Annotated in this window: 13 protein-coding genes and 1 tRNA gene; 11 read left to right on the forward strand and 3 right to left on the reverse strand. The window is 49.6% G+C overall.

The genetic code is table 11. The features are described 5' to 3' along the window. The first annotated feature begins 53 nt into the window (after nucleotides 1-53). The 10 genes from ACIHKT_RS00300 to ACIHKT_RS00345 all read left to right on the forward strand — a co-directional run bounded on the left by ACIHKT_RS00300 (nucleotide 54) and on the right by ACIHKT_RS00345 (nucleotide 13,987). A complete protein-coding gene (locus ACIHKT_RS00300) occupies nucleotides 54-2,498 on the forward strand; it encodes a glycogen/starch/alpha-glucan phosphorylase (protein WP_086034871.1) in 2,445 nt (814 codons plus the stop codon). 60 nt (nucleotides 2,499-2,558) lie between these two features. Continuing rightward, on the forward strand, nucleotides 2,559-4,574 hold the full coding sequence (locus tag ACIHKT_RS00305) for a glycoside hydrolase family 13 protein (protein ID WP_404352498.1): 2,016 nt from the start codon (nucleotides 2,559-2,561) through the stop codon (nucleotides 4,572-4,574). A gap of 61 nt (nucleotides 4,575-4,635) precedes the next feature. Continuing rightward, nucleotides 4,636-4,712: transfer RNA gene (locus ACIHKT_RS00310), tRNA-Arg, on the forward strand. Between the two features lie 392 nt (nucleotides 4,713-5,104). Then, nucleotides 5,105-6,439 carry a hypothetical protein gene (locus ACIHKT_RS00315; protein WP_086034873.1) on the forward strand — a complete coding sequence of 445 codons (1,335 nt, stop codon included), beginning with the start codon at nucleotides 5,105-5,107 and terminating at the stop codon, nucleotides 6,437-6,439. Between the two features lie 70 nt (nucleotides 6,440-6,509). Further along, nucleotides 6,510-8,336, forward strand: coding sequence for an iron ABC transporter permease (locus ACIHKT_RS00320; protein WP_086034874.1), 1,827 nt, complete (start codon nucleotides 6,510-6,512; stop codon nucleotides 8,334-8,336). A gap of 3 nt (nucleotides 8,337-8,339) precedes the next feature. Beyond that, nucleotides 8,340-9,980 (forward strand): ABC transporter ATP-binding protein, encoded by a 1,641-nt coding sequence (locus ACIHKT_RS00325; protein ID WP_086034875.1) that lies wholly within the window; start codon nucleotides 8,340-8,342, stop codon nucleotides 9,978-9,980. Nucleotides 9,981-10,021: 41 nt separating this feature from the next. After that, nucleotides 10,022-10,678 carry a YesL family protein gene (locus ACIHKT_RS00330; protein WP_086034876.1) on the forward strand — a complete coding sequence of 219 codons (657 nt, stop codon included), beginning with the start codon at nucleotides 10,022-10,024 and terminating at the stop codon, nucleotides 10,676-10,678. 149 nt (nucleotides 10,679-10,827) lie between these two features. Then, nucleotides 10,828-11,463 (forward strand): beta-phosphoglucomutase, encoded by a 636-nt coding sequence (gene pgmB / locus ACIHKT_RS00335; protein ID WP_086034877.1) that lies wholly within the window; start codon nucleotides 10,828-10,830, stop codon nucleotides 11,461-11,463. 122 nt (nucleotides 11,464-11,585) lie between these two features. Next, the gene (locus ACIHKT_RS00340; RefSeq protein ID WP_236849694.1) at nucleotides 11,586-12,269 is read left to right on the forward strand and encodes a response regulator transcription factor; all 684 of its coding nucleotides are present in this window, start codon (nucleotides 11,586-11,588) and stop codon (nucleotides 12,267-12,269) included. Between the two features lie 20 nt (nucleotides 12,270-12,289). Continuing rightward, entirely contained in the window at nucleotides 12,290-13,987 is a 1,698-nt protein-coding gene (locus tag ACIHKT_RS00345; RefSeq protein ID WP_086034879.1) for an ATP-binding protein, read from the forward strand. A 37-nt stretch (nucleotides 13,988-14,024) separates the two neighbouring features. Here the strand turns inward: ACIHKT_RS00345 and ACIHKT_RS00350 are convergent, their stop codons facing one another. The 3 genes from ACIHKT_RS00350 to ACIHKT_RS00360 all read right to left on the reverse strand — a co-directional run bounded on the left by ACIHKT_RS00350 (nucleotide 14,025) and on the right by ACIHKT_RS00360 (nucleotide 17,333). Beyond that, nucleotides 14,025-15,149 (reverse strand): ABC transporter ATP-binding protein, encoded by a 1,125-nt coding sequence (locus ACIHKT_RS00350; protein WP_086034880.1) that lies wholly within the window; start codon nucleotides 15,147-15,149, stop codon nucleotides 14,025-14,027. A gap of 451 nt (nucleotides 15,150-15,600) precedes the next feature. After that, complete coding sequence (locus tag ACIHKT_RS00355; protein WP_086034881.1) at nucleotides 15,601-16,614, reverse strand: GGGtGRT protein; 1,014 nt, start codon at nucleotides 16,612-16,614, stop codon at nucleotides 15,601-15,603. Nucleotides 16,615-16,640: 26 nt separating this feature from the next. Continuing rightward, entirely contained in the window at nucleotides 16,641-17,333 is a 693-nt protein-coding gene (locus tag ACIHKT_RS00360; RefSeq protein ID WP_086034882.1) for an iron-sulfur cluster assembly scaffold protein, read from the reverse strand. 490 nt (nucleotides 17,334-17,823) lie between these two features. Here ACIHKT_RS00360 and ACIHKT_RS00365 point away from each other — a divergent pair, with 490 nt between their 5' ends. Continuing rightward, entirely contained in the window at nucleotides 17,824-19,293 is a 1,470-nt protein-coding gene (locus ACIHKT_RS00365; protein ID WP_086034884.1) for a PTS mannitol transporter subunit IICB, read from the forward strand. The last annotated feature ends 33 nt before the right edge of the window (nucleotides 19,294-19,326 follow it).

Raw genomic sequence — 19,326 nt, forward strand, 5'->3', positions numbered from 1 at the left:
TCCAGTCAGAAAAAACAAAAAGTGTGCCCTGCCTGAAACGGAGGAATTCGCTCATGGAGTATAAGCATTCGGTCCCACAGATAGAAAAACAGATTTTGGCGAAGCTGGAACACGGCTATGGTGTCGGTCTGGAGAATGCAACCAACGACCAGATTTATAAATCAGTAGCGCTAATTGCTCGTGAGATGATGGAGCAAGGGTGCAGTGAGTTTATGGCGGAAGCCGAGAAAACAAAGACCAAACAAGTTTACTATCTATGCATGGAATTCCTGCTGGGACGCAGCCTGAAAAACACGCTTTTTAACCTCGGTGTGGAAAACGATTTTCGGGAGGCTCTGCGTCAAATGGGCGTAAAGCTGGATTCCCTATATGACTGTGAGCCAGATGCCGGTTTGGGAAACGGCGGTCTGGGTCGTTTGGCCGCGTGCTTTATGGATGCGCTGGCAACTCAGCGTTACCCTGCTATGGGCTACAGTTTGTGCTATGAGTACGGCATTTTCCGCCAAAAACTGGTGGATGGCTGGCAGACAGAGCTTCCGGACTTTTGGCTGCCCGGCGGACGCATCTGGATGCATGAGATTCCGGAAAAGGCGGTGGAGGTGCACTTCCGCGGCCATGTGGAAGAACGCTGGCACAACAACTACCATGAGTGCATTCATAAAGATTATACAACGATTATGGCAGTCCCCTGCGATATGTATATTGCCGGCATGGATGGCAAGGGCGTTTCCCGCCTGCGTCTGTGGAAAAGCAAGGGAGAAAGCTTCGACATGGGGCTGTTTAATTCCGGCAACTATATGCGCGCGATGGAGCAGAACGCCATGGCTGAATCCATCACCAAAGTGCTGTACCCCGAGGACAATCACCCAGAGGGAAAAAGTCTGCGCCTGACGCAGCAGTATTTTCTGGTGTCCGCTTCCATTCAGGATATTATCCGCACGCATTTGTTCCAGTATGCGACACTGGATAACCTGCCGGACACGGTGGCAATCCACCTGAATGACACACATCCGGTGCTGGCTATTCCGGAACTGATGCGCATTATGCTGGACGAGTGCGGATATGACTGGGATCACGCATGGGACATCACTACCCGTACTGTTGCTTATACAAACCATACGGTTATGAAGGAAGCGCTGGAGTGCTGGAGTCAGGAACTATTTAAAATGCAGCTGCCGCGTATTTATCAGATTGTGGAGGAAATTAACCGCCGCTTCTGTCAGCAGATGCATGATATAGGCGTGGACGGCTATAAAGTCGGCCGCATGGCACCGCTGAATGACGGCTATGTCAAGATGGCAAATCTAGCTGTAGTGGGCAGCCACAGCGTCAACGGCGTTTCGGCCCTGCACAGTGATATTTTGAAGAAGACCGTTTTTAATGACTTTTATACAGAAATGCCAGAAAAGTTTACCAATGTCACCAACGGCATTGCGCACCGTCGGTGGCTAAACCAGTCCAACCCGGAACTGGCGAACCTGCTGACTCAAAAGATAGGCAGAGGTTATATTTATGACGCCTCTCAACTCAAAAAGCTGGAAGCGTTTAAGGACGACAAGGCGGTCCTGAAAGAACTGGCCGAAATTAAGCACCACAACAAGGAGCGGCTGGCTGCCTATATCAAGAAAGAAAACAATGTGACGGTGGACCCGGATTCTATCTTTGATGTACAGGTTAAGCGCATGCATGAATATAAGCGGCAGCACCTGAACGCACTGAATATTCTGGCAACGTATCTGTGGCTGAAAGACAACCCGAACGCCGACTTTGTGCCGCATACCTACATATTTGGCGCCAAAGCGGCTCCCGGCTATTACTTTGCAAAACAGATGATTCGCTTCATCTATAAACTGGGACAGCTCATTAACAACGACCCTGCGGTCAACCAGAAGATGAAGGTTATTTATATTGAAGATTACCGTGTGACACTGGCCGAGCTGCTGATTCCGGCCGCGGATATCAGTGAACAGATTTCCCTTGCGGGCACAGAAGCTTCCGGTACCAGCAATATGAAGTTTATGATTAACGGTGCGGTAACACTGGGCACGCTGGACGGTGCCAATGTGGAGATTCACGACTCGGTGGGTGACGACAATATGCTTCTCTTTGGCATGACGACGCCGGAAGTGGAAATCCTGCGCAAAGATGGCTATCATCCGGAACAGATTTATTATAACAATCCGGCCGTGCACTGTGCCATTGATTATATGCGCGGCGGTGTGAACGGCGTTGAGTTCGGTGATATTGTCCATTCCCTGACGACAAATGACCCATATATGGTGCTGGCCGACTTTGACAGCTATCAGAAGGCACAGGGGCGCGCTGTCAAGCTGTACCGCAATCCAGAAACATGGCAGCGGATGTGCCTTATCAATATCGCAAACGCCGGCCGCTTTGCCGCGGACCGTGCTATCCGCGAATATGCGGACAACATCTGGCACTGCAAGCCTGTGCCGAGCAGTACGGCACCCGGTACTGATGCTTTTGCCACCAAATAAACTACGGTAGAGATTCTGGTCAGTTCTTTTCTTAAAGGACTTAAAGGAGTAGAACGAAGTATGTTCAATTCACGCAATCCGGCTTTTCGCTATCCGACAGGTGCGGTGGCGAACTGCCTACCTGTTCATTTTAAAATTGATATGCCGCGTGACCTGCACTGCAGTGCTGCCCGTCTGCTGGTACGGGAGGACAGTACCGGAGAAACCCAGAAGTTGGATATGTTCTGGTGCGGCATGAACGGCGACAACCACGAGTGGTGGGAATGCCACTTTGCCGCACAGCGGCCAGGCTTGTATTTTTACCATTTTGAGGTGACAACATGGCGCGGTGTTATGCAGATGCACCGTGCCTTTGGCGGAACGGATACCATGTCCCCGGAAGCAAAGGATGACTGGCAGCTGACCGTGTATGAACGTTCTTTTCATACACCGGAGTGGCTGGTGGGCGGCGTGATGTATCAGGTGTTTCCAGACCGTTTTTTCCGTTCTGGAAAACCGAAAACAGGCGTGCCGGCGGACCGCACCCTGCACGGCAGCTGGGAAGAAGAGCCGGAATGGAAGCCGAACAGTCGGGGGGAAGTAACCAATTCTGATTATTTTGGTGGGGACCTCGCCGGCATTATGGAGAAGCTGGACTACTTAAAAAGTTTGGGCGTCACATGCCTGTACCTGAACCCTATTTTTGAGGCGCACTCCAATCACAGGTACAACACGGCAAGCTATGAAAAAATTGACCCGCTGCTTGGCAATGAAGAGGATTTCAGATTGCTGTGCACCGAGGCAAAAAAGAGAGGTATCCATGTCTTGCTGGATGGCGTTTTTAACCATACCGGCAGCGACAGCGTCTATTTTAACCGAGAAGGCCGCTATCCGACACAGGGTGCCTACAACAGCCAGAATTCCCCCTATTCATCTTGGTACAATTTCTGCAGCTGGCCGGACGATTATGAGTGCTGGTGGAATTTTAAAACACTGCCGGACGTTATAGAGACAAATCCGGAGTATGACCAATACATCAATGGAAGCAAAGGCATTGTGCGGCACTGGATTGCTGCGGGTGCCTCCGGTTGGCGGCTGGATGTGGCCGATGAGCTGCCGGACACCTTTTTGGACAATCTGCGTACAGCAGCAAAGATGGAAAATCCGGATGCGTTGGTCTTGGGGGAAGTCTGGGAGGACGCTAGCACCAAATCCGCCTACGGCAAACGCCGCCGTTATCTGCTTGGTGACCAGCTGGACAGCGTGATGAACTATCCATTCCGCAATGCCATTCTGGGCTATCTGCTGGGACATGACCCAGCAAAGATGCTGGAAATTATTATGAATGTACTGGAGAATTATCCGCCGCAGGTTGTTCGGCTGTTGATGAACCACATTGGTACCCATGATACAGAACGTGCGTTGACCGTGCTGGGCGGAGAACCGACCGGTGACCACGGCCGGGCGTGGCAGGCACAACAGAAGCTGACGCCGGAACAGCGGGAACTTGGACTAAAGCGTTTGAAGATGGCAGCAGTTATGCAGTTTACGCTGCCAGGCGTGCCGTGCATCTACTACGGCGATGAAGTCGGCATGGAGGGCTACAAAGACCCGTTCAACCGCGGTACATTCCCATGGGGCCACGAAAACGAAGAGCTGCTGTCGTGGTACCGGAAACTGGGAAAGCTGCGTCGGCTGCTGTCCTGCCTAAAAGAGGGAACCTTTACGCCGCTGAAAGCAGATGACCATACACTGGTGTATGTGAGGGAAGATTCGATTGATGCCATTTTGGTGGCACTGAATGCGGGAGAGAATCCGTATGCATTGTATTTGCCGGACGAGTGGCGCACGGCGGAACCTGTTTTCGGTGAGGCGCCGGACCGCAACAGCGGCATCCATTTGCATCCCCTGAGCGTGACGGCGCTGGTACGGCAGAAGAGACCTTCTCCCTCCGGACCGTTTCCACTGGGAAAGCCGGAAACACCGGAAGAAGCGCTGGAGTCTATTAAAGATAAAATTATGGAAAATATCGAACAAGAGCCGGAGATGAAAGACGAATTGATGGACTTTTTGAAAAAAATACAAAAAAAGACTTGACTTTTGGCTTGACATCCCCTATAATAATGAAGCTGTCTTTTATAAGAGAGGCAGCGGATATGCGCTCGTAGCTCAGCTGGATAGAGTGTCTGACTACGAATCAGAAGGTCCTGGGTTCGAATCCCCGCGGGCGCACCAAAGCGAAAGCCGCACAGTTAATGCTTCGTCATTGACTGTGCGGCTTTTTTTGTATTTCCTACTCTGTTATATATGTACCAAAAGAAACGACATGATTTAAGGATTTCCCCTTGAATCGTGTCGCTTTTTCTTTTTTCGTGAAGCGAAGAGAGGAAGTCTCACTTTTATTAACAAAATAAACAAAAATATTTATTTTATGATAACAATATCATTGACAAAGTAAAATGTTAATGATATTATAATGAAGAATTAACCAAACGCTAATCTATTATTAAGAAACGAGGCGATTCCGCAAGAAAATGAACGAAGGCGTTTTGTCTGCATTCGGTTTCATAAAAAACCTGCCAGTGGGGCGGGAAATGGACCGATAATTTGAAAGGTGGATTTGTTGTATGAAAAGAGTGATTGCATCCGTTCTTGCAGCGGCCATGATTGGCGTTTCCTTCACGGCCTGCGGCAGCGCAAGCCCGAGAAATCAGGCGGCGGCCTCTTCCCAGACCAATGTGGATAAGGTCATTGCCGAAGCGGAAAAAATGACTAACCAGGAATTGTACAAGAAGGCTATTGAAGAGTCCAAAGGAAAGACCATGTATGGTATTGGCAACTCCAGCCGCGGCGCAACGGCCGGTACAAACTTCGTCAAAATGCTGAAAACGATTGATTCGTCCTATGACGGCAAGGTTGAATGGTCCCAGCCGAAAAACAACTCTATTTTTACCCTTTTGACGTCCGATATTGCCAGTGCACAGCATACCTACTCTATGACACTGATTCAGGACGGCAACCAGATTCAGTCCAAGATGCTCAATACCGGCTACCTTAAAAACTTTATTCCGAAAGACTGGCTGGCGGCGAACGGAGCAGATGAAAAGACAAATGGACACCCGTTTGCATTGCAGTCACAGGTAAAGGTCTTTGCCTTTAATAATGTCGGCGGAGCTAAATTCAACAACTGCTGGGATTTTGTTTACAAAGACCAGCATCCAATGTTTATGGGCGTCAACTCAGAGCCGGTTGGCAAGAACTTCCTGTATATGCTGACCGACAGTCAGTATGCCGACATGATGAAGAGTGCTTTTGATTCTTTATCGGCGGACAAGAAAGCCTATTTCCAGCCGATTGTAAACTCTATGGCAGGTGAAGGCTCCAAGCTTGGCCTTACAGGGGATAACGTCAAATATTCGCTCGCGTGGATTAAACTTTGGTGCCAGCAGTACAACAAGCAAACCGATGACGGCCCGACCTGCACACAGCTGGTTACGAAGTCGGCAGCTAACCAGAGTGCACTTCTGGTGAATTCCAAGTTCCGTTCCATTGAGGAATCCGCATCCTCTTCCAAAAAGAATGTTACCATTGCCGTATACCAGGACGGATACCATGGTATCGGCGGATTTTCCTATAAACATTACCTCCAGGTCCTGAAGACATCTCCGCTTCCGTGGACAGCCTGCGCCTTTATTGCCTACATGACAACCAATAAAGACGGTTATGTGGCATGGGGCAAAGATATGGGCAGCTACTGCTCCAACCCGAGCATCATGCAGGACCACTCCAAGGATGGTTATGTGAATGGTGTGAATACCTTTGCCGTTAAGAATGATAAGCCATTTAGCTGGTGGACCTCCAATAACGGCGGCCGCCTGGTGGTTGAGGACCCAGCCTATTGTGCAAAGACATCCTCACAGATGAGCGATTGGGTTGATTCCTTTGTCAGCAGCAAGGGCTGATTTTCTGAAAAACATTATCCGAGATGATAAAGCCGCATGAGGACTTTAGTGACACGGCTTTGGGGGAAGTATGGAGCAAGCAATTACAGAAAAGAAGCCGAGTAAATTTAAAATTCGCATGAATAAGGTTCTGACATACCTTTCCAAACCGCAGAACCTCGTGCTGCTGATTCTCGGCGTTGTTCTTTCTATTACGACGATTGGACCAATTATTTCTATTGTGGCCGATACGGTGATGGTACACACCGGTTCGATTGACTCAACGAACACCGGCCTGCTTTCCGGTTTCACGCTTTACAACTGGGCGGATTTGTTCACGGGACGCCTGAGCCAGGCAAACCTGCTGCTGCCGTTGAAAAACACACTGCTGCTGGCAGTTTTCACCTGTATCGGTGCGGTTCTTTACGGAGGCATCTTTGCCTACCTTGTAACCCGCACGAACATGAAATTCAAAAAATTATTAAGTTCCATTTTCATTTTCCCGTACATCATGCCGCAGTGGACACTGGCGGTTGTGTGGAAAAATCTGTTCTACAGCTCGGCAGTGACGGGCGGCTCCAACGGCTTGCTGGTAGCCCTTACCGGTATACAAATGCCGCTGTGGTGGTGCAAGGGCCTGTTCCCAAGTGCTACCGTTTTGGCCATTCACTATGCGCCGTTTGCCTACATCCTGATTGGCGGCATTTTCCGCAATATGGACGCCAACCTTGAGGAAGCGGCAACCATTCTCAATACGCCAAAACGCCGGATTTTCTTCCGGGTGACACTGCCCATGGTTATGCCGGCGGTTTTGTCAACAGTCCTTTTGGTTTTCAGCAGCGCGATGGGCAGCTTCCCGGTCCCGTACTACTTGACCTATACGACACTCGCAACAAAATATGTTGAAATGAGTGTGGCAAGGGCCGGCGAGGCTTCTATATTGGCAGTCATCATGATGGTATTCGGCATTGCGATACTAAGCCTAAACATTGCGGCGACAAGCGGGCGAAAAAATTACACGACCGTCACCGGCAAATCAGGGCAAATCAGCAGGGTGAATCTCGGCCGGCACGGCAAATATGTAACGGCGATTATCTTCCTTGTCCTGACACTCTTTACAAGCATTTACCCGATTATCTCCTTCGCAACCGAAACGTTTCTTCCGAACCCGGGCGACTACAGCTTCTTGACCAAGGGAAACTGGTCCAGCCTGACGCTTAAGTGGTGGACAACATCGACCAACACCGATTCCAGCCTGTTCGGTCAGTGTGGCATTCTGCACAACACAACCATTTGGAACGCCTACTTCGGCATTCTGTTTGTGGCGGTCTGCTGCTCGCTGCTTGCCGGTACGATTGGCACGTTGGTTGGCTATGCCTGCAGCAAAAACCGTCACAGCAAATGGGCCAATTACGTCAACAGCATGGCTTTCCTGCCGTACCTGCTGCCGGCACTGTCCGTTGGTGTTGCATTCTATGTTTTTGGCTCCAATATCGGCATCTATAACACTTATCTGCTGCTGATTATTGCAGGTACCGTCAAATACATTCCGTTTGCCAGCCGCAGTGCGCTCAACTCTATGCTGCAGCTGAGCGGAGAAATCGAAGAGGCGGCTGTGATTCAAAACATTCCGTGGCACAAACGAATGTTTAAAATCATCATTCCAATCCAGAAGTCGTCTATTATCAGCGGCTATATGCTGCCGTTTATGTCCACCCTGAGAGAACTGACCCTGTTCATGCTCCTGTGCTCGCAGACGAAGATTCTGACAACTCTGCTCGATTATTTTGATGAGATGGGCCTGTACGCGTTCTCAAGCGGCATCAATCTCATTTTGATTGTTACTATCCTCATCTGCAACGCCGTGGTCAACAAACTGACCGGGGCCAGCATCGACAAGGGAATTGGAGGAAACTGAAGTATGCCAAAGATAGTATTGGAAAATATAACCAAACGTTTTGATAAGTTTTATGCAGTTGATAACCTGAATTTGGTTATCGAGGACAACGCCTTCGTTACACTGCTGGGACCCTCCGGCTGCGGCAAAACAACGACACTCCGCATGATTGCGGGTTTGGAAACGCCGACCAGTGGCTCGATTACAATAGACGGTGTGCCGGTTTTTGACAGTGAGCGCGGCATCAATATCCCCGCCAATAAGCGCAAAGTCGGTTTCCTGTTTCAAAACTATGCCTTGTGGCCGAATATGACCGTTTACCAAAACATCGCGTTCGGCCTTTCTAATATCAAGGAGGAAATGCCCAAAATCGACTTTGAGGCCCATCAGGCGGACAGCCTGCTGCACATTCTGCCGAAGGCAAAAGAGGTAAAAAAAGTACTGGAAGAGTGCCGGGACAAAAAGGGAAAGTTCGATAAAAAAGCGGCTTCCATTCGGCTGATAGACCAGTATGACATTTCAGAAAAGACAGCGAAGATTTTGATTGACTATCGTTTGCAGGATGCGTCCGACTGTGAAAGCGCCGCAAAGGAAAAAGCCCGCAAACTGACCGTCAAAATCGGTGAAATTCAGAACAAATATAAAAAGGAAGGGCTTGAACTGAACGAAAAGTTTGAGCTCGTCAAGGATGGAAAAGTCCAAACACAGGTACGCAAGCTGACGGAAGAAGAAATCGACCTTCAGGTGCGCCGCGTTTCCCGCATTGTTAAAATCGGTATGTTCATGGACCGCTACCCCAGTGAACTTTCCGGCGGCCAGCAGCAGCGTGTCGCGATTGCCCGTACCCTTGCCCCGAAGCCGAAGGTCCTGTTCATGGACGAACCGCTTTCCAATTTGGACGCCAAGCTCCGTATTGAGATGCGGTCCGAACTGCAGCGCTTACATATCGAGACCGGTTCCACGTTCATCTATGTCACCCATGACCAGCTGGAAGCTATGACGCTGGCGACAAAAATCTGTCTGATTGAAAATGGTGTCCTGCAGCAGTATGACGCACCGCTGGAAGTTTACAAACGGCCGGCTAATCTCTTTATCGCCGACTTTGTCGGCAATCCCTCCATCAATTTCATTGAAGGCAAAGGTGTGCAGGAAGGGAACGGTTCCGTTGATTTGACGGTATTTGACGGCAGGAAGATAAAGTTCCTGCCGGAGGAGCCGGTGAACCTTCGGGAATGGTGCAAACAGGCGGACGCCGATGTAAAGGTACAGGCGGAAGACGCGGCCAAGCGTCACAAAACTGAAAAGAGCAACAAGGATTCCATTTTCCAGTACCATATTTCCAAAGTCAACACACTGGAAGGATTTGAGGAGAAGGAACCGCCGCAGGATGACGACCTTGTGGTCGGTGTCCGTCCCGAATTCATTAACATCGACAGTGAAGGCCCCATGGACTGTGAAATTTACAGTGCCATGCCAACTGGTATGGAGACGATGGTTCGTATCCGCATTGGGGAGTATCTGCTGACATCCGTTATGTTCGGCGGCAAGCTTTATCAGATTGGACAGAAGATGAAGTTTACGATTGATACCGGCAATGTCCTGCTCTTTAGCCGGAAGACCGGCCGCCTGATTGCAAGGGGAAGACTGTCTTTGGCAGCGGACTGATTCAAAACAGAAAGAAATACCTTCGGGATGGGTAATTGATTATGAACAATATGAATCAAATGACGGCGACAAATGACCCGGATAATCTATGGAAACTAGGGGATAGTCTGACGGAAATCTGCCTAATAGGTGCGCTCTGGTTTTTGTGTACAATTCCGATTGTAACAGCAGGGGCGGCGACAACCGCCATGTATTCCGTCCTTTTCCGTAAGATGAAAAAGGATGGCAGATACCAGGGATATGTGAAACCGTTTTTTGCAGCTTTCAAAGAGAACTTTCGGAAATCCACGGGACTTTGGATAACGGAACTTGCGGTTTCCTTGGTTCTCAGTATGGATGCCTGGTACTATTCACGGCTAGCTGTGCGTGCGGGAACTTACCGGGGGCTGGAGATTGCCATCCTCTGCCTGCTTGCTGTGGTTATTATTGTTGGCTGCTATGCGTTCCCAATGACGGCGCTTTACCGGAATACCGTTAAGGAAACCATTCTGCAGGCAGCGCAGCACGCACTGAGAAGCTGGCCGTGGAGCCTGTTGTGCCTGGCCCTTTGTGTTGGAGTGCCATTTGTCGTGACGAAAGGCCTCTGGTATCTGGCACTTATCGCCGGCGGTGTGGTTGGCTTTGCTATTGCACATATTATGGTGCATGCCCTGAAAAAGGAAATCCCGAGAGTTCACGGACCAGAAAAAATCTGCTGAAGCGGAAACAAAAGACTTTTTGCGTATTCATTTTTTACTGACCTTCCATTATTAAAATACATCATACAGATTCAAAAGCTGGAGCCTGTCTTTTTCATAAGGCAGGCTCTTCCTTTGCAAAAAAGCACAATGACTTTGGAGGAAACAACATGAAAGCAGTCATTTTTGACCTTGACGGCGTTTTGGTACGGACAGATGATTTGCAGTATCGGGCATGGAAACACTTAACAGACCGCGAGGGAATCCCTTTTGACCGGACGCTGAACAACCGGCTGCGCGGCATTTCCCGGAGGGCGTCCCTAAATGTAATCCTCGAAAGCGCGCACCGCACCTGTTCCGAGGAGCAGGCTGCCGAAATGATGGCCTATAAAAACGACTATTATCTTGGGCTGCTTGACCAGCTGACGCCGGCGGATCTTTTGCCGCATGTACCAGAACTGTTGCAGGCACTGCGGGCAATGGGTGTGCATACGGCGGTGGGGACCAGCAGCCGAAACGCACAGCAGACGCTTCAAAGAATTGGCCTGAGCGAATCATTTGATGCGGTGGTTGACGGCAACGAGATTACACGAGCGAAACCTGACCCGGAAGTTTATTTAAAAGCGGCGGAAAAGCTTGGGGAAAGACCGGAAAACTGTTTGGTCGTGGAGGACGCGGCAGCCGGAATAGAAGCGGCCAAACGGGGCGGCATGACAGCGGTCGGTGTCAGTGACGCACGGAAAGCGGCCCTTACGGATTATCGGGCAGAGGATATTCTGGAGATTATCGACCTCCTGCGGAAGTAAGACGGGCTTTTGTTTATTTTTATCCGAGTGGGGTGTATAATAAACTTGCATTTCACAGAAACGCTTTGTTTGGGGAAATGCTGTTTGTATTAAAAGTAAAGGAACAAGGCTGGTGTTTGTACTTGGCAAAAAAGATATTGATTGTGGACGATGAAGAATATATCGTTGAGCTGATTCGGATGAATCTAAAAAGAGAAGGCTATCAGCCGATCTGCGCCTATTCCGGACAGGAGGCGCTTGAAAAAGCGTGGGCGGAAAAACCGGATTTAATCCTTCTGGATGTCATGATGCCGGATATGGATGGACTGGAAACCTGCCGGAAACTGCGGGAAAATCACTTAACGCAAAAGGTGCCGATTATTATTCTTTCGGCGAAAAGTGAGGAAACCGATAAAGTGATTGGCCTGGGTGTTGGGGCAGATGACTATATGACAAAACCGTTTGGTATCCGCGAACTTCTTGCCCGTATCAATGCCCACCTGCGGCGTACAGCTGTGTCCGAGCCGGAAGATGAAAAAATATGTGTCGGCGACCTCCAGATTGATTCGTCTGCCCATGCGGTTACTATCAACGGAAAGCCGGTCAATCTTACTCTGACGGAGTATCAGATTCTGAAATACATGGCGGAAAATGCCGGACACGTTATTCAGCGTGAACAGCTTGTAACAGCATTGAGCGGGACCATGAACCTTGAGATTGGCTCCATTAATGTGCATATGCTGAATCTCCGCAGGAAAGTCGGCGAACAATACTTTGTCACGATTCGGGGACTTGGCTATAAGATGGTAAACCCCAAAGACGCCTGACCTTATTCAGGAAGATAGAAATGACAAAAAAACACAGTATTTTCTTTATTGCAGCTTCAGCTTGTTTACTGGTCCTCCTAACGACCCTTTCCTTTTGGATTCGGACGCTTTACCTTGCAGACGCACAGGACAAAGCGGCCCATCTCATGCGGTTTGCAGACAGTTATTTGACAGAAGAACGCAGCAGCGGAAAACCACTGGGACTGAACAAAGAGGCAGCGAAACTGGCAAGCCTGACAGGGAATCGGACGTGCTTCTTTTCGTCCAGCGGCGAAATGCTGGCGGATTCCATTCCAACCGGTCAGGACAAGCCGGCACTTTATTTCCCGCTCAGCCGTATCCGCGGTCCCAAGGAACTGGTGACCAGTTCTGTTTCCAATCAGGACGGCCGCTATGTTGTCAATGAATTTTATCCGATTCAGCTGACCTCCTTCACAACCGCAGTGCTTTGCATGACGGTACCGCTGGATGCTTTGTGGAAAATCCATATCATACAATTCGTGATGATTGGTACGGGGGCGGCTTTTTTTCTGGCATCGCTGATTCTTTGGAAAAACCGGAAGGACACGCAGACAGCACGGGAAAACGAAAAACCTCGGCTGAATCCCAGCGTCCGGAATCATATCGACCAAATGAAGTACTACTACAATGAGCGAATCAATCTGTTGAGCACCGTCTTGACGAATACGGAAAGCGGCATTTTGTTCTTTGACGCAGACGGTTTCGTTCTGTTAATGAATCCCAAAGCACAGCATCTGACCGGGGCGAAAAGCAGCCTCTTTTTCCCAAAACACCGCGCAAGTTCTGACTGGGTTTCACCGGTTTTTTCCCATGTGCAGGCAATGGCACGGGAAAGCATGCAGCAGAAAAAGCCCCAAAAAGAGGACTTGCCGACAGCCGACGGCCGTATCTTTTTTATTCGTACAACGGTTGTGTACAGCAAATATGTTCCCTACACATTTTCCGGCATTCAGGTCTTTATTACAGATGTAACAGAGAAGCGGCGCATGGAGCGCATTCGAGACGAGTTCGTTTCCAACGTTTCTCATGAACTGCGCACGCCGCTTACTTTAATCTGCGGGTTTACGGAAACGCTGCAGAACCGGCAGGACCTTGACGATGAAGACTGTCAGCATGCACTTGAAATTATCGGTATTGAATCCAACCGCCTAAGGCACATGATTTCTCAGCTGCTCGATTTATCTCATATGGAAAGCCGGATTGATGCCGGTCATCTGTCCCCCGTGGACCCTATTGAGGCAGTGGAGCCGCTTTGCGCTTCCTTTATTGTGCTGGCGGAAAAGAAAAACATTACCTTTTCGAGTTCTTTGCCGCATTTGGGCCGGAAAATCTTTGGGGATAAAACATCGCTGGCACAGATTGTTACCAATCTGTGCGAAAACGCTATTAAATACACCCAGGACGGTGGAAAAGTGACTTTGTCTGCGCAGGCAAACGACAGAGACTTTATCTTTCAAGTAAAGGACAACGGCATTGGTATGGATCAGTCCGAAATACCGCATGTTTTTGAGCGCTTTTACCGTGTGGAGAAATCCCGCAATACGAAACGGGGCGGCTCCGGACTGGGGCTGGCTATTACCAAAGAACTTGTAGATGAGCTTGGCGGCAGGATATCGGTGTATTCCAAGCTCAATGAGGGAAGTACCTTCACGGTTCGTTTCCCTGTCACAGAAGAAAAGGCACAGCCCGAGGAATGAAAATTTCCTCTTAGGCTGTGCCTTTCCTTTTATCAAGTTAAACAACTTCAATGCGGCCAAGCGCAATCCGGTCTCCAGTTTCGGCGTCAAATAGGGGGAAAGCGTCCTCGTTCTTAAAATCAACGGTGCAGGTCTGCCCGATGTGATAGTCCATTCGGCCGAATTGTACGCAGTTCAGCTTTACCTTGCCAATGGTTACGCAGATAATGGTTTCCATGCCGGATGGCAGTGTGGAATAGATTTTTCCTGCAAGCGGTCCGTGCGCCAGCAGGCAAATGTCTTCCGGACGAATGCCGATAACCAGCTTTTGTCCATTCATGATGGCGGCCCCGCCGCTGACGGGTGTAAAGAGAAGCTGCATTTCGTCCCGTGACAGTGCAATTTCGTCCAGATTAACATTGTCACCGGTAAAAGAAATCAGGTTGTTGGACGGGCTTCCGACAAAGTTGGCAGCAAACAAATTAGCAGGTTCGCTGTAAATTTCAGAGGGTGTGCCATACTGTTGAAGAATACCGTCTTTCAGCAGCGCAATTCGAGAGGACAAAGTCATGGCTTCCAGCTGGTCATGCGTCACATAAACAATAGTGGTCTTGGCTTTGGCATGCAGGTTTTTAAGGTCCATCCGCATTTCCATGCGCAGCTTGGCGTCCAGATTGGAGAGTGGCTCGTCCATGAGCAGAATTTTCGGGTCGGCCGCGAGTGTTCGTGCAATGGCAACACGCTGCTGCTGACCACCGGAAAGTTCGGCGGGATACCGATTTTCATAGCCTTCCAGCTGCATCATTTTCAAAAGTTCGGTCACTCGTTCCCGAATGCGGCTGGGTTTCCACTTCCTGTTTTCCAGGCCAAAGGAGATGTTTTTGTATACGGTCATCTGTGGCCATAGGGCGTAGTTCTGAAAAATAAAACCGATGCCGCGTTTTTCCGGAGGAATATTGATTCCCTCCTCTGAGGAAAAGACGGTTTTTCCGTCTATCAGAATGGTACCGCTTGTTGGTTGCTCCAAACCGGCTATCATTCGCAATGTGGTTGTCTTTCCGCAGCCAGACGGACCAAGAAGCGTGACAAACGAATTTTTCTCAATTGCAAGGTCAAGATGACTGACCGCTGTATTGGTACGGCTGTATTTTTTGACAAGGTCCCGCAGGATAATGTTCGGCATGTCATTCCCTCCTCCAAACTGCAATCCTCTGCCTTTATTTTAACTCGAATCCGGCTGCTTTTCCAGACTGTTTCGGAAAAGAAGGCGATTTGTGACCAGCATTTCCCTTTCTGGTATCATATAATGGAATATGTTTTTCTTACCGCGCAAAATATCATTATTTATTATACAAAAACGTATAAACAATAAAAATGAACTTGTTTGGTGAATAATAGAATTGTGCATAGTCGAAATGTGGCAGAGAGCCCGCTATTGGAGAAAATGTACAGGGCACGGTAACTGCACGGAGCGCAAAAGTACCTGCGAAATTTGCGGCAGGTGCTTCAGACAAACAGAGACAAAACCTTTAGAGAAAAGCGAGATGGTCAAATACCACCATGCGCAAAAAAACAGACATCCGACTTTCCTTTTCAGGGAAGCTGGCTGTCTGTTTTTAATTACGTCAGAAAGCTTAATTTTTCTTGCAGGCTTCGTAAACAGCAACTGCGCAGGCGACGGTTGCGCCGACCATCGGGTTGTTGCCCATACCGATAAGGCCCATCATTTCAACGTGGGCCGGAACGGAGGAGGAACCGGCAAACTGTGCATCACTGTGCATACGGCCCATGGAGTCGGTCAGGCCGTAAGAAGCAGGGCCTGCGCCCATGTTGTCCGGGTGCAGGGTACGGCCTGTGCCGCCGCCGGAAGCAACGGAAAAGTACGGGCGCTTGTTCTCAATGCACCACTTTTTGTAGGTGCCTGCCACCAGGTGCTGGAAGCGGACCGGGTTGGTGGAGTTGCCGGTAATGGAAACGTCGACGCCCTCTTCCCGCATAATAGCGACACCTTCCTGAACATCGTTTGCGCCGTAGCACTTAATTTGTGCGCGCTCACCTTCCGAGAAAGGAATGGTCTTGACGATATTCAGCTTCTCACTGTAGAAGTCATAATCTGTCTGTACATAAGTAAAGCCGTTAATACGGGAAATGATATAGGCGGCATCTTTGCCGAGGCCGTTCAGAATGACACGCAGTGGCTCTTTGCGGGCACGGTTGGCAGTGCGGGCGATACCGATTGCGCCTTCAGCGGCAGCGAAGCTTTCGTGGCCGGCGAGGAACGCGAAACACTTGGTTTCATCGTGCAGCAGGCGGGCGCCGAGGTTGCCGTGGCCCAAACCGACTTTACGGTGTTCGGCAACGGAACCGGGAACGCAGAATGCCTGCAGACCGACACCGATTTTTTCGCTTGCTTCCGAAGCGGAAGAAACACCGGTTTTCAGTGCCAGTGCGGTGCCCAGTGTATAGGCCCATACGGCGTTATCAAAAGCGATAGGCTGTACGCCCTTTACGATTTTTTCAACGTCAACGCCCTTGGAAAGGCACAGGTCACGTGCTTCCTCCAGGCTGCCGAGGTCGTATTTTTTCAAGAATGCCTCAATTTTCGGCATTCTTCTTTCTTTCCCTTCAAACATGACATCATTTGCCATTGTGTTGAATCCTCCTTTTCTGTTCCTTATTCTTCGCGGGGGTCAATGTACTTGGCGGCACCGTCGAAGCGGCCGTACTGACCAACGTTCTTTTTAAAGGCTTCATCCGGGGATACACCGTGGCGGATGTCATCCATCATCTTGCCGAGCTTTATAAACTGGTATCCAATGACTTCGTCATTGTCGTCCAGAGCCATTTTCAGCACATAGCCCTCTGTCATTTCCATATAACGGACACCTTTGGCTTCGGTGCTGTACATGGTACCGACCATGCTGCGCAGGCCCTTGCCCAGGTCCTCCATGCCGGCACCGATAGGCAGGCCGCCCTCGGAGAAAGCAGTCTGGCTGCGGCCATAGACAATCTGCTTAAACAGTTCACGCATGGCAACGTTGATAGCGTCGCACACGAGGTCGGTGTTCAGGCACTCCAAAATGGTCTTTCCGGGCAGGATTTCTGCTGCCATAGCAGCGGAGTGTGTCATGCCGGAGCAGCCGATGGTTTCGACCAGTGCTTCCTTTACCACGCCGTCCTTTATGTTCAGCGTCAGCTTACAGGCACCCTGCTGCGGGGCACACCAGCCAACACCGTGTGTCAGGCCGGAAATATCTTTAATATCATATGCCTTTACCCATTTGCCCTCTTCAGGGATGGGAGCCGGGCCGTGTTTGGGGCCTTTCGTGACTGTGCACATTTTTTCCACTTCAGCGGAATAGTTCATAGCGGTACTCCTTTCGATTTCAAGTCCTTGGTTTGCAGAACAACAAAGCACCCGCACAGGGTGCGGATACAAAAACCAATGATGCCTATATTATAGGCCATTTTCTGCGGACACGCAACAGAACTCATGAAAAAAGGAAACGGGCAAAACGGCCAAAAAACGCAGGAATATCGGCGCAAGGAGAGAATTGGTTGGACCGTTCCTGCCAAAAAAGAGCCTCCTTCCACTGTTTCACCGGAAGGACAGCTTTTTTGCACAGTTATCTGCACATTTCTTTGCAGAAACTTCGCATAAGTGGCAAATTCACCGAAAGAATGGATAGCATGATGAACAGATTTTTATATATATTTTATTTGAAATTGTCATTTTGTCATAACATAAGTCTGACAGCCTTAAAGCATTCCCTCTTGCGGGTGTACCCGGGGAATGTTATATTGGAAACAGGAGTTGTTGCTATTCACAAAAAAGAAAGAGAATAGGAGGAGTTTTCATGGTAGATGCAAAAAACATTGAAAACGCTCCCCAAAAGAAAAAGGGAGCAAGGGCAGGGGTTCAGAAGTTTGGTGAATTCCTTGCCGGAATGGTGATGCCGAACATCGGCGCGTTTATCGCATGGGGCCTTATAACGGCCCTGTTCATTCCAACTGGGTGGATTCCCAACGCAACGCTCAACAAGCTGCAGGCGCCAATGATTACATATTTGCTGCCGCTGCTGATTGGGTACACGGGCGGCCATATCGTGTATGGCAAGCGTGGCGCTGTGGTGGGTGCCATTGCGACCATGGGTGTCATTGTTGGTTCTTCGGTGACCATGTTCCTTGGCGCTATGATTATTGGTCCGTTCAGTGCGTTTGTTGTAAAACAGTTCGACCGGCTGACAGAAGGAAAAGTTAAGGCAGGATTTGAAATGCTGGTTAATACCTTTTCTGCCGGCATTATCGGCGGCGCGATTGCAATTCTCGGGTTCCTTGCGATTGGACCGGTGGTTAGTGCGCTGACGATTGCCCTCGGCAACGGCGCTATGTGGATTACCAAGGCCAAAATTTTGCCGCTCATTGCAACAGTGGTGGAACCTGGCAAAATTTTATTTCTCAATAATGCCATTAATCACGGAATCTTTGACCCGGTTGGCATTTCACAGGTGAAACAGTTTGGCAAGTCTATCTTCTTCCTGCTGGAGTCTGACCCTGGTCCTGGACTGGGTGTACTGCTTGCTTATTGGATTTTCGGTAAAGGTAAGGTCAAAAGTTCTGCCCCTGGTGCCGTTATCATTGAGTTCCTCGGCGGCATCCATGAGATTTATTTCCCCTATGTACTTATGAACCCGCTGCTTCTGCTCTCCGTTATTTTCGGGGGCATGTCGGCTGACTTTGTGTTTGTCATTACCGGAGCAGGTCTGGTCGCTTCTCCGTCCCCCGGAAGCATCATTGCAGAAATTGCAATGTGCCCGAAAGGAGGCATTCTGCCGGTGCTGGCAGGAATCCTGACAGGTACGGTTGTTTCGCTGCTGATTTCCATACCGATTGTTAAGCGCGCTAGTGCCAAAGACGCGGATAATGCAGCTTTTGATGATGCGCGGAAGAAAATGAATGTAATGAAGGCAGAAGGAAAAGATACGGAAACAATGGATACACAGGCAGCGGTGGAGCCGGCTGCTGTTGGCGAAATTCCCAGCGTCATTGTTTTTGCCTGCGATGCTGGAATGGGCTCTTCTGCTATGGGAGAAACCATTCTCCGCAAAAAGCTGCAGGGGGCTGGAATTGACATTACGGTACACCATGCGCCTGTCAGTGAAATCCCACAGGATGCACAGGTGGTGTTTACACAGGTGAGCTTAGCGGACCGCGCGCGTCAGGTCGTCCCGCATGCCGAGATACGAACTGTGGACAACTTCTTGGATAGTGCGCCATATGACGCCTATATTGCTTCCCTAAAGAAAGCAATCGCACAGCAGAAATAAGCAAGGGAAAGATGAGGGGGACGGCATACAGAA

Source organism: Caproicibacterium sp. XB2, from assembly GCF_044880635.1.
In the GTDB taxonomy this organism is placed as follows: Bacteria; Bacillota; Clostridia; order Oscillospirales; family Acutalibacteraceae; genus Caproicibacterium; species Caproicibacterium lactatifermentans.

Bases quoted from the DNA above. Each gene is read 5' to 3' on its own strand.
- ACIHKT_RS00300 (WP_086034871.1), top strand. From the start codon at position 54: ATGGAGTATAAGCATTCGGTCCCACAGATAGAAAAACAGATTTTGGCG.
- ACIHKT_RS00305 (WP_404352498.1), top strand. From the start codon at position 2,559: ATGTTCAATTCACGCAATCCGGCTTTTCGCTATCCGACAGGTGCGGTG.
- ACIHKT_RS00315 (WP_086034873.1), top strand. From the start codon at position 5,105: ATGAAAAGAGTGATTGCATCCGTTCTTGCAGCGGCCATGATTGGCGTT.
- ACIHKT_RS00320 (WP_086034874.1), top strand. From the start codon at position 6,510: ATGGAGCAAGCAATTACAGAAAAGAAGCCGAGTAAATTTAAAATTCGC.
- ACIHKT_RS00325 (WP_086034875.1), top strand. From the start codon at position 8,340: ATGCCAAAGATAGTATTGGAAAATATAACCAAACGTTTTGATAAGTTT.
- ACIHKT_RS00330 (WP_086034876.1), top strand. From the start codon at position 10,022: ATGAACAATATGAATCAAATGACGGCGACAAATGACCCGGATAATCTA.
- pgmB (WP_086034877.1), top strand. From the start codon at position 10,828: ATGAAAGCAGTCATTTTTGACCTTGACGGCGTTTTGGTACGGACAGAT.
- ACIHKT_RS00345 (WP_086034879.1), top strand. From the start codon at position 12,290: ATGACAAAAAAACACAGTATTTTCTTTATTGCAGCTTCAGCTTGTTTA.
- ACIHKT_RS00350 (WP_086034880.1), bottom strand. From the start codon at position 15,149: ATGCCGAACATTATCCTGCGGGACCTTGTCAAAAAATACAGCCGTACC.
- ACIHKT_RS00355 (WP_086034881.1), bottom strand. From the start codon at position 16,614: ATGGCAAATGATGTCATGTTTGAAGGGAAAGAAAGAAGAATGCCGAAA.
- ACIHKT_RS00360 (WP_086034882.1), bottom strand. From the start codon at position 17,333: ATGAACTATTCCGCTGAAGTGGAAAAAATGTGCACAGTCACGAAAGGC.
- ACIHKT_RS00365 (WP_086034884.1), top strand. From the start codon at position 17,824: ATGGTAGATGCAAAAAACATTGAAAACGCTCCCCAAAAGAAAAAGGGA.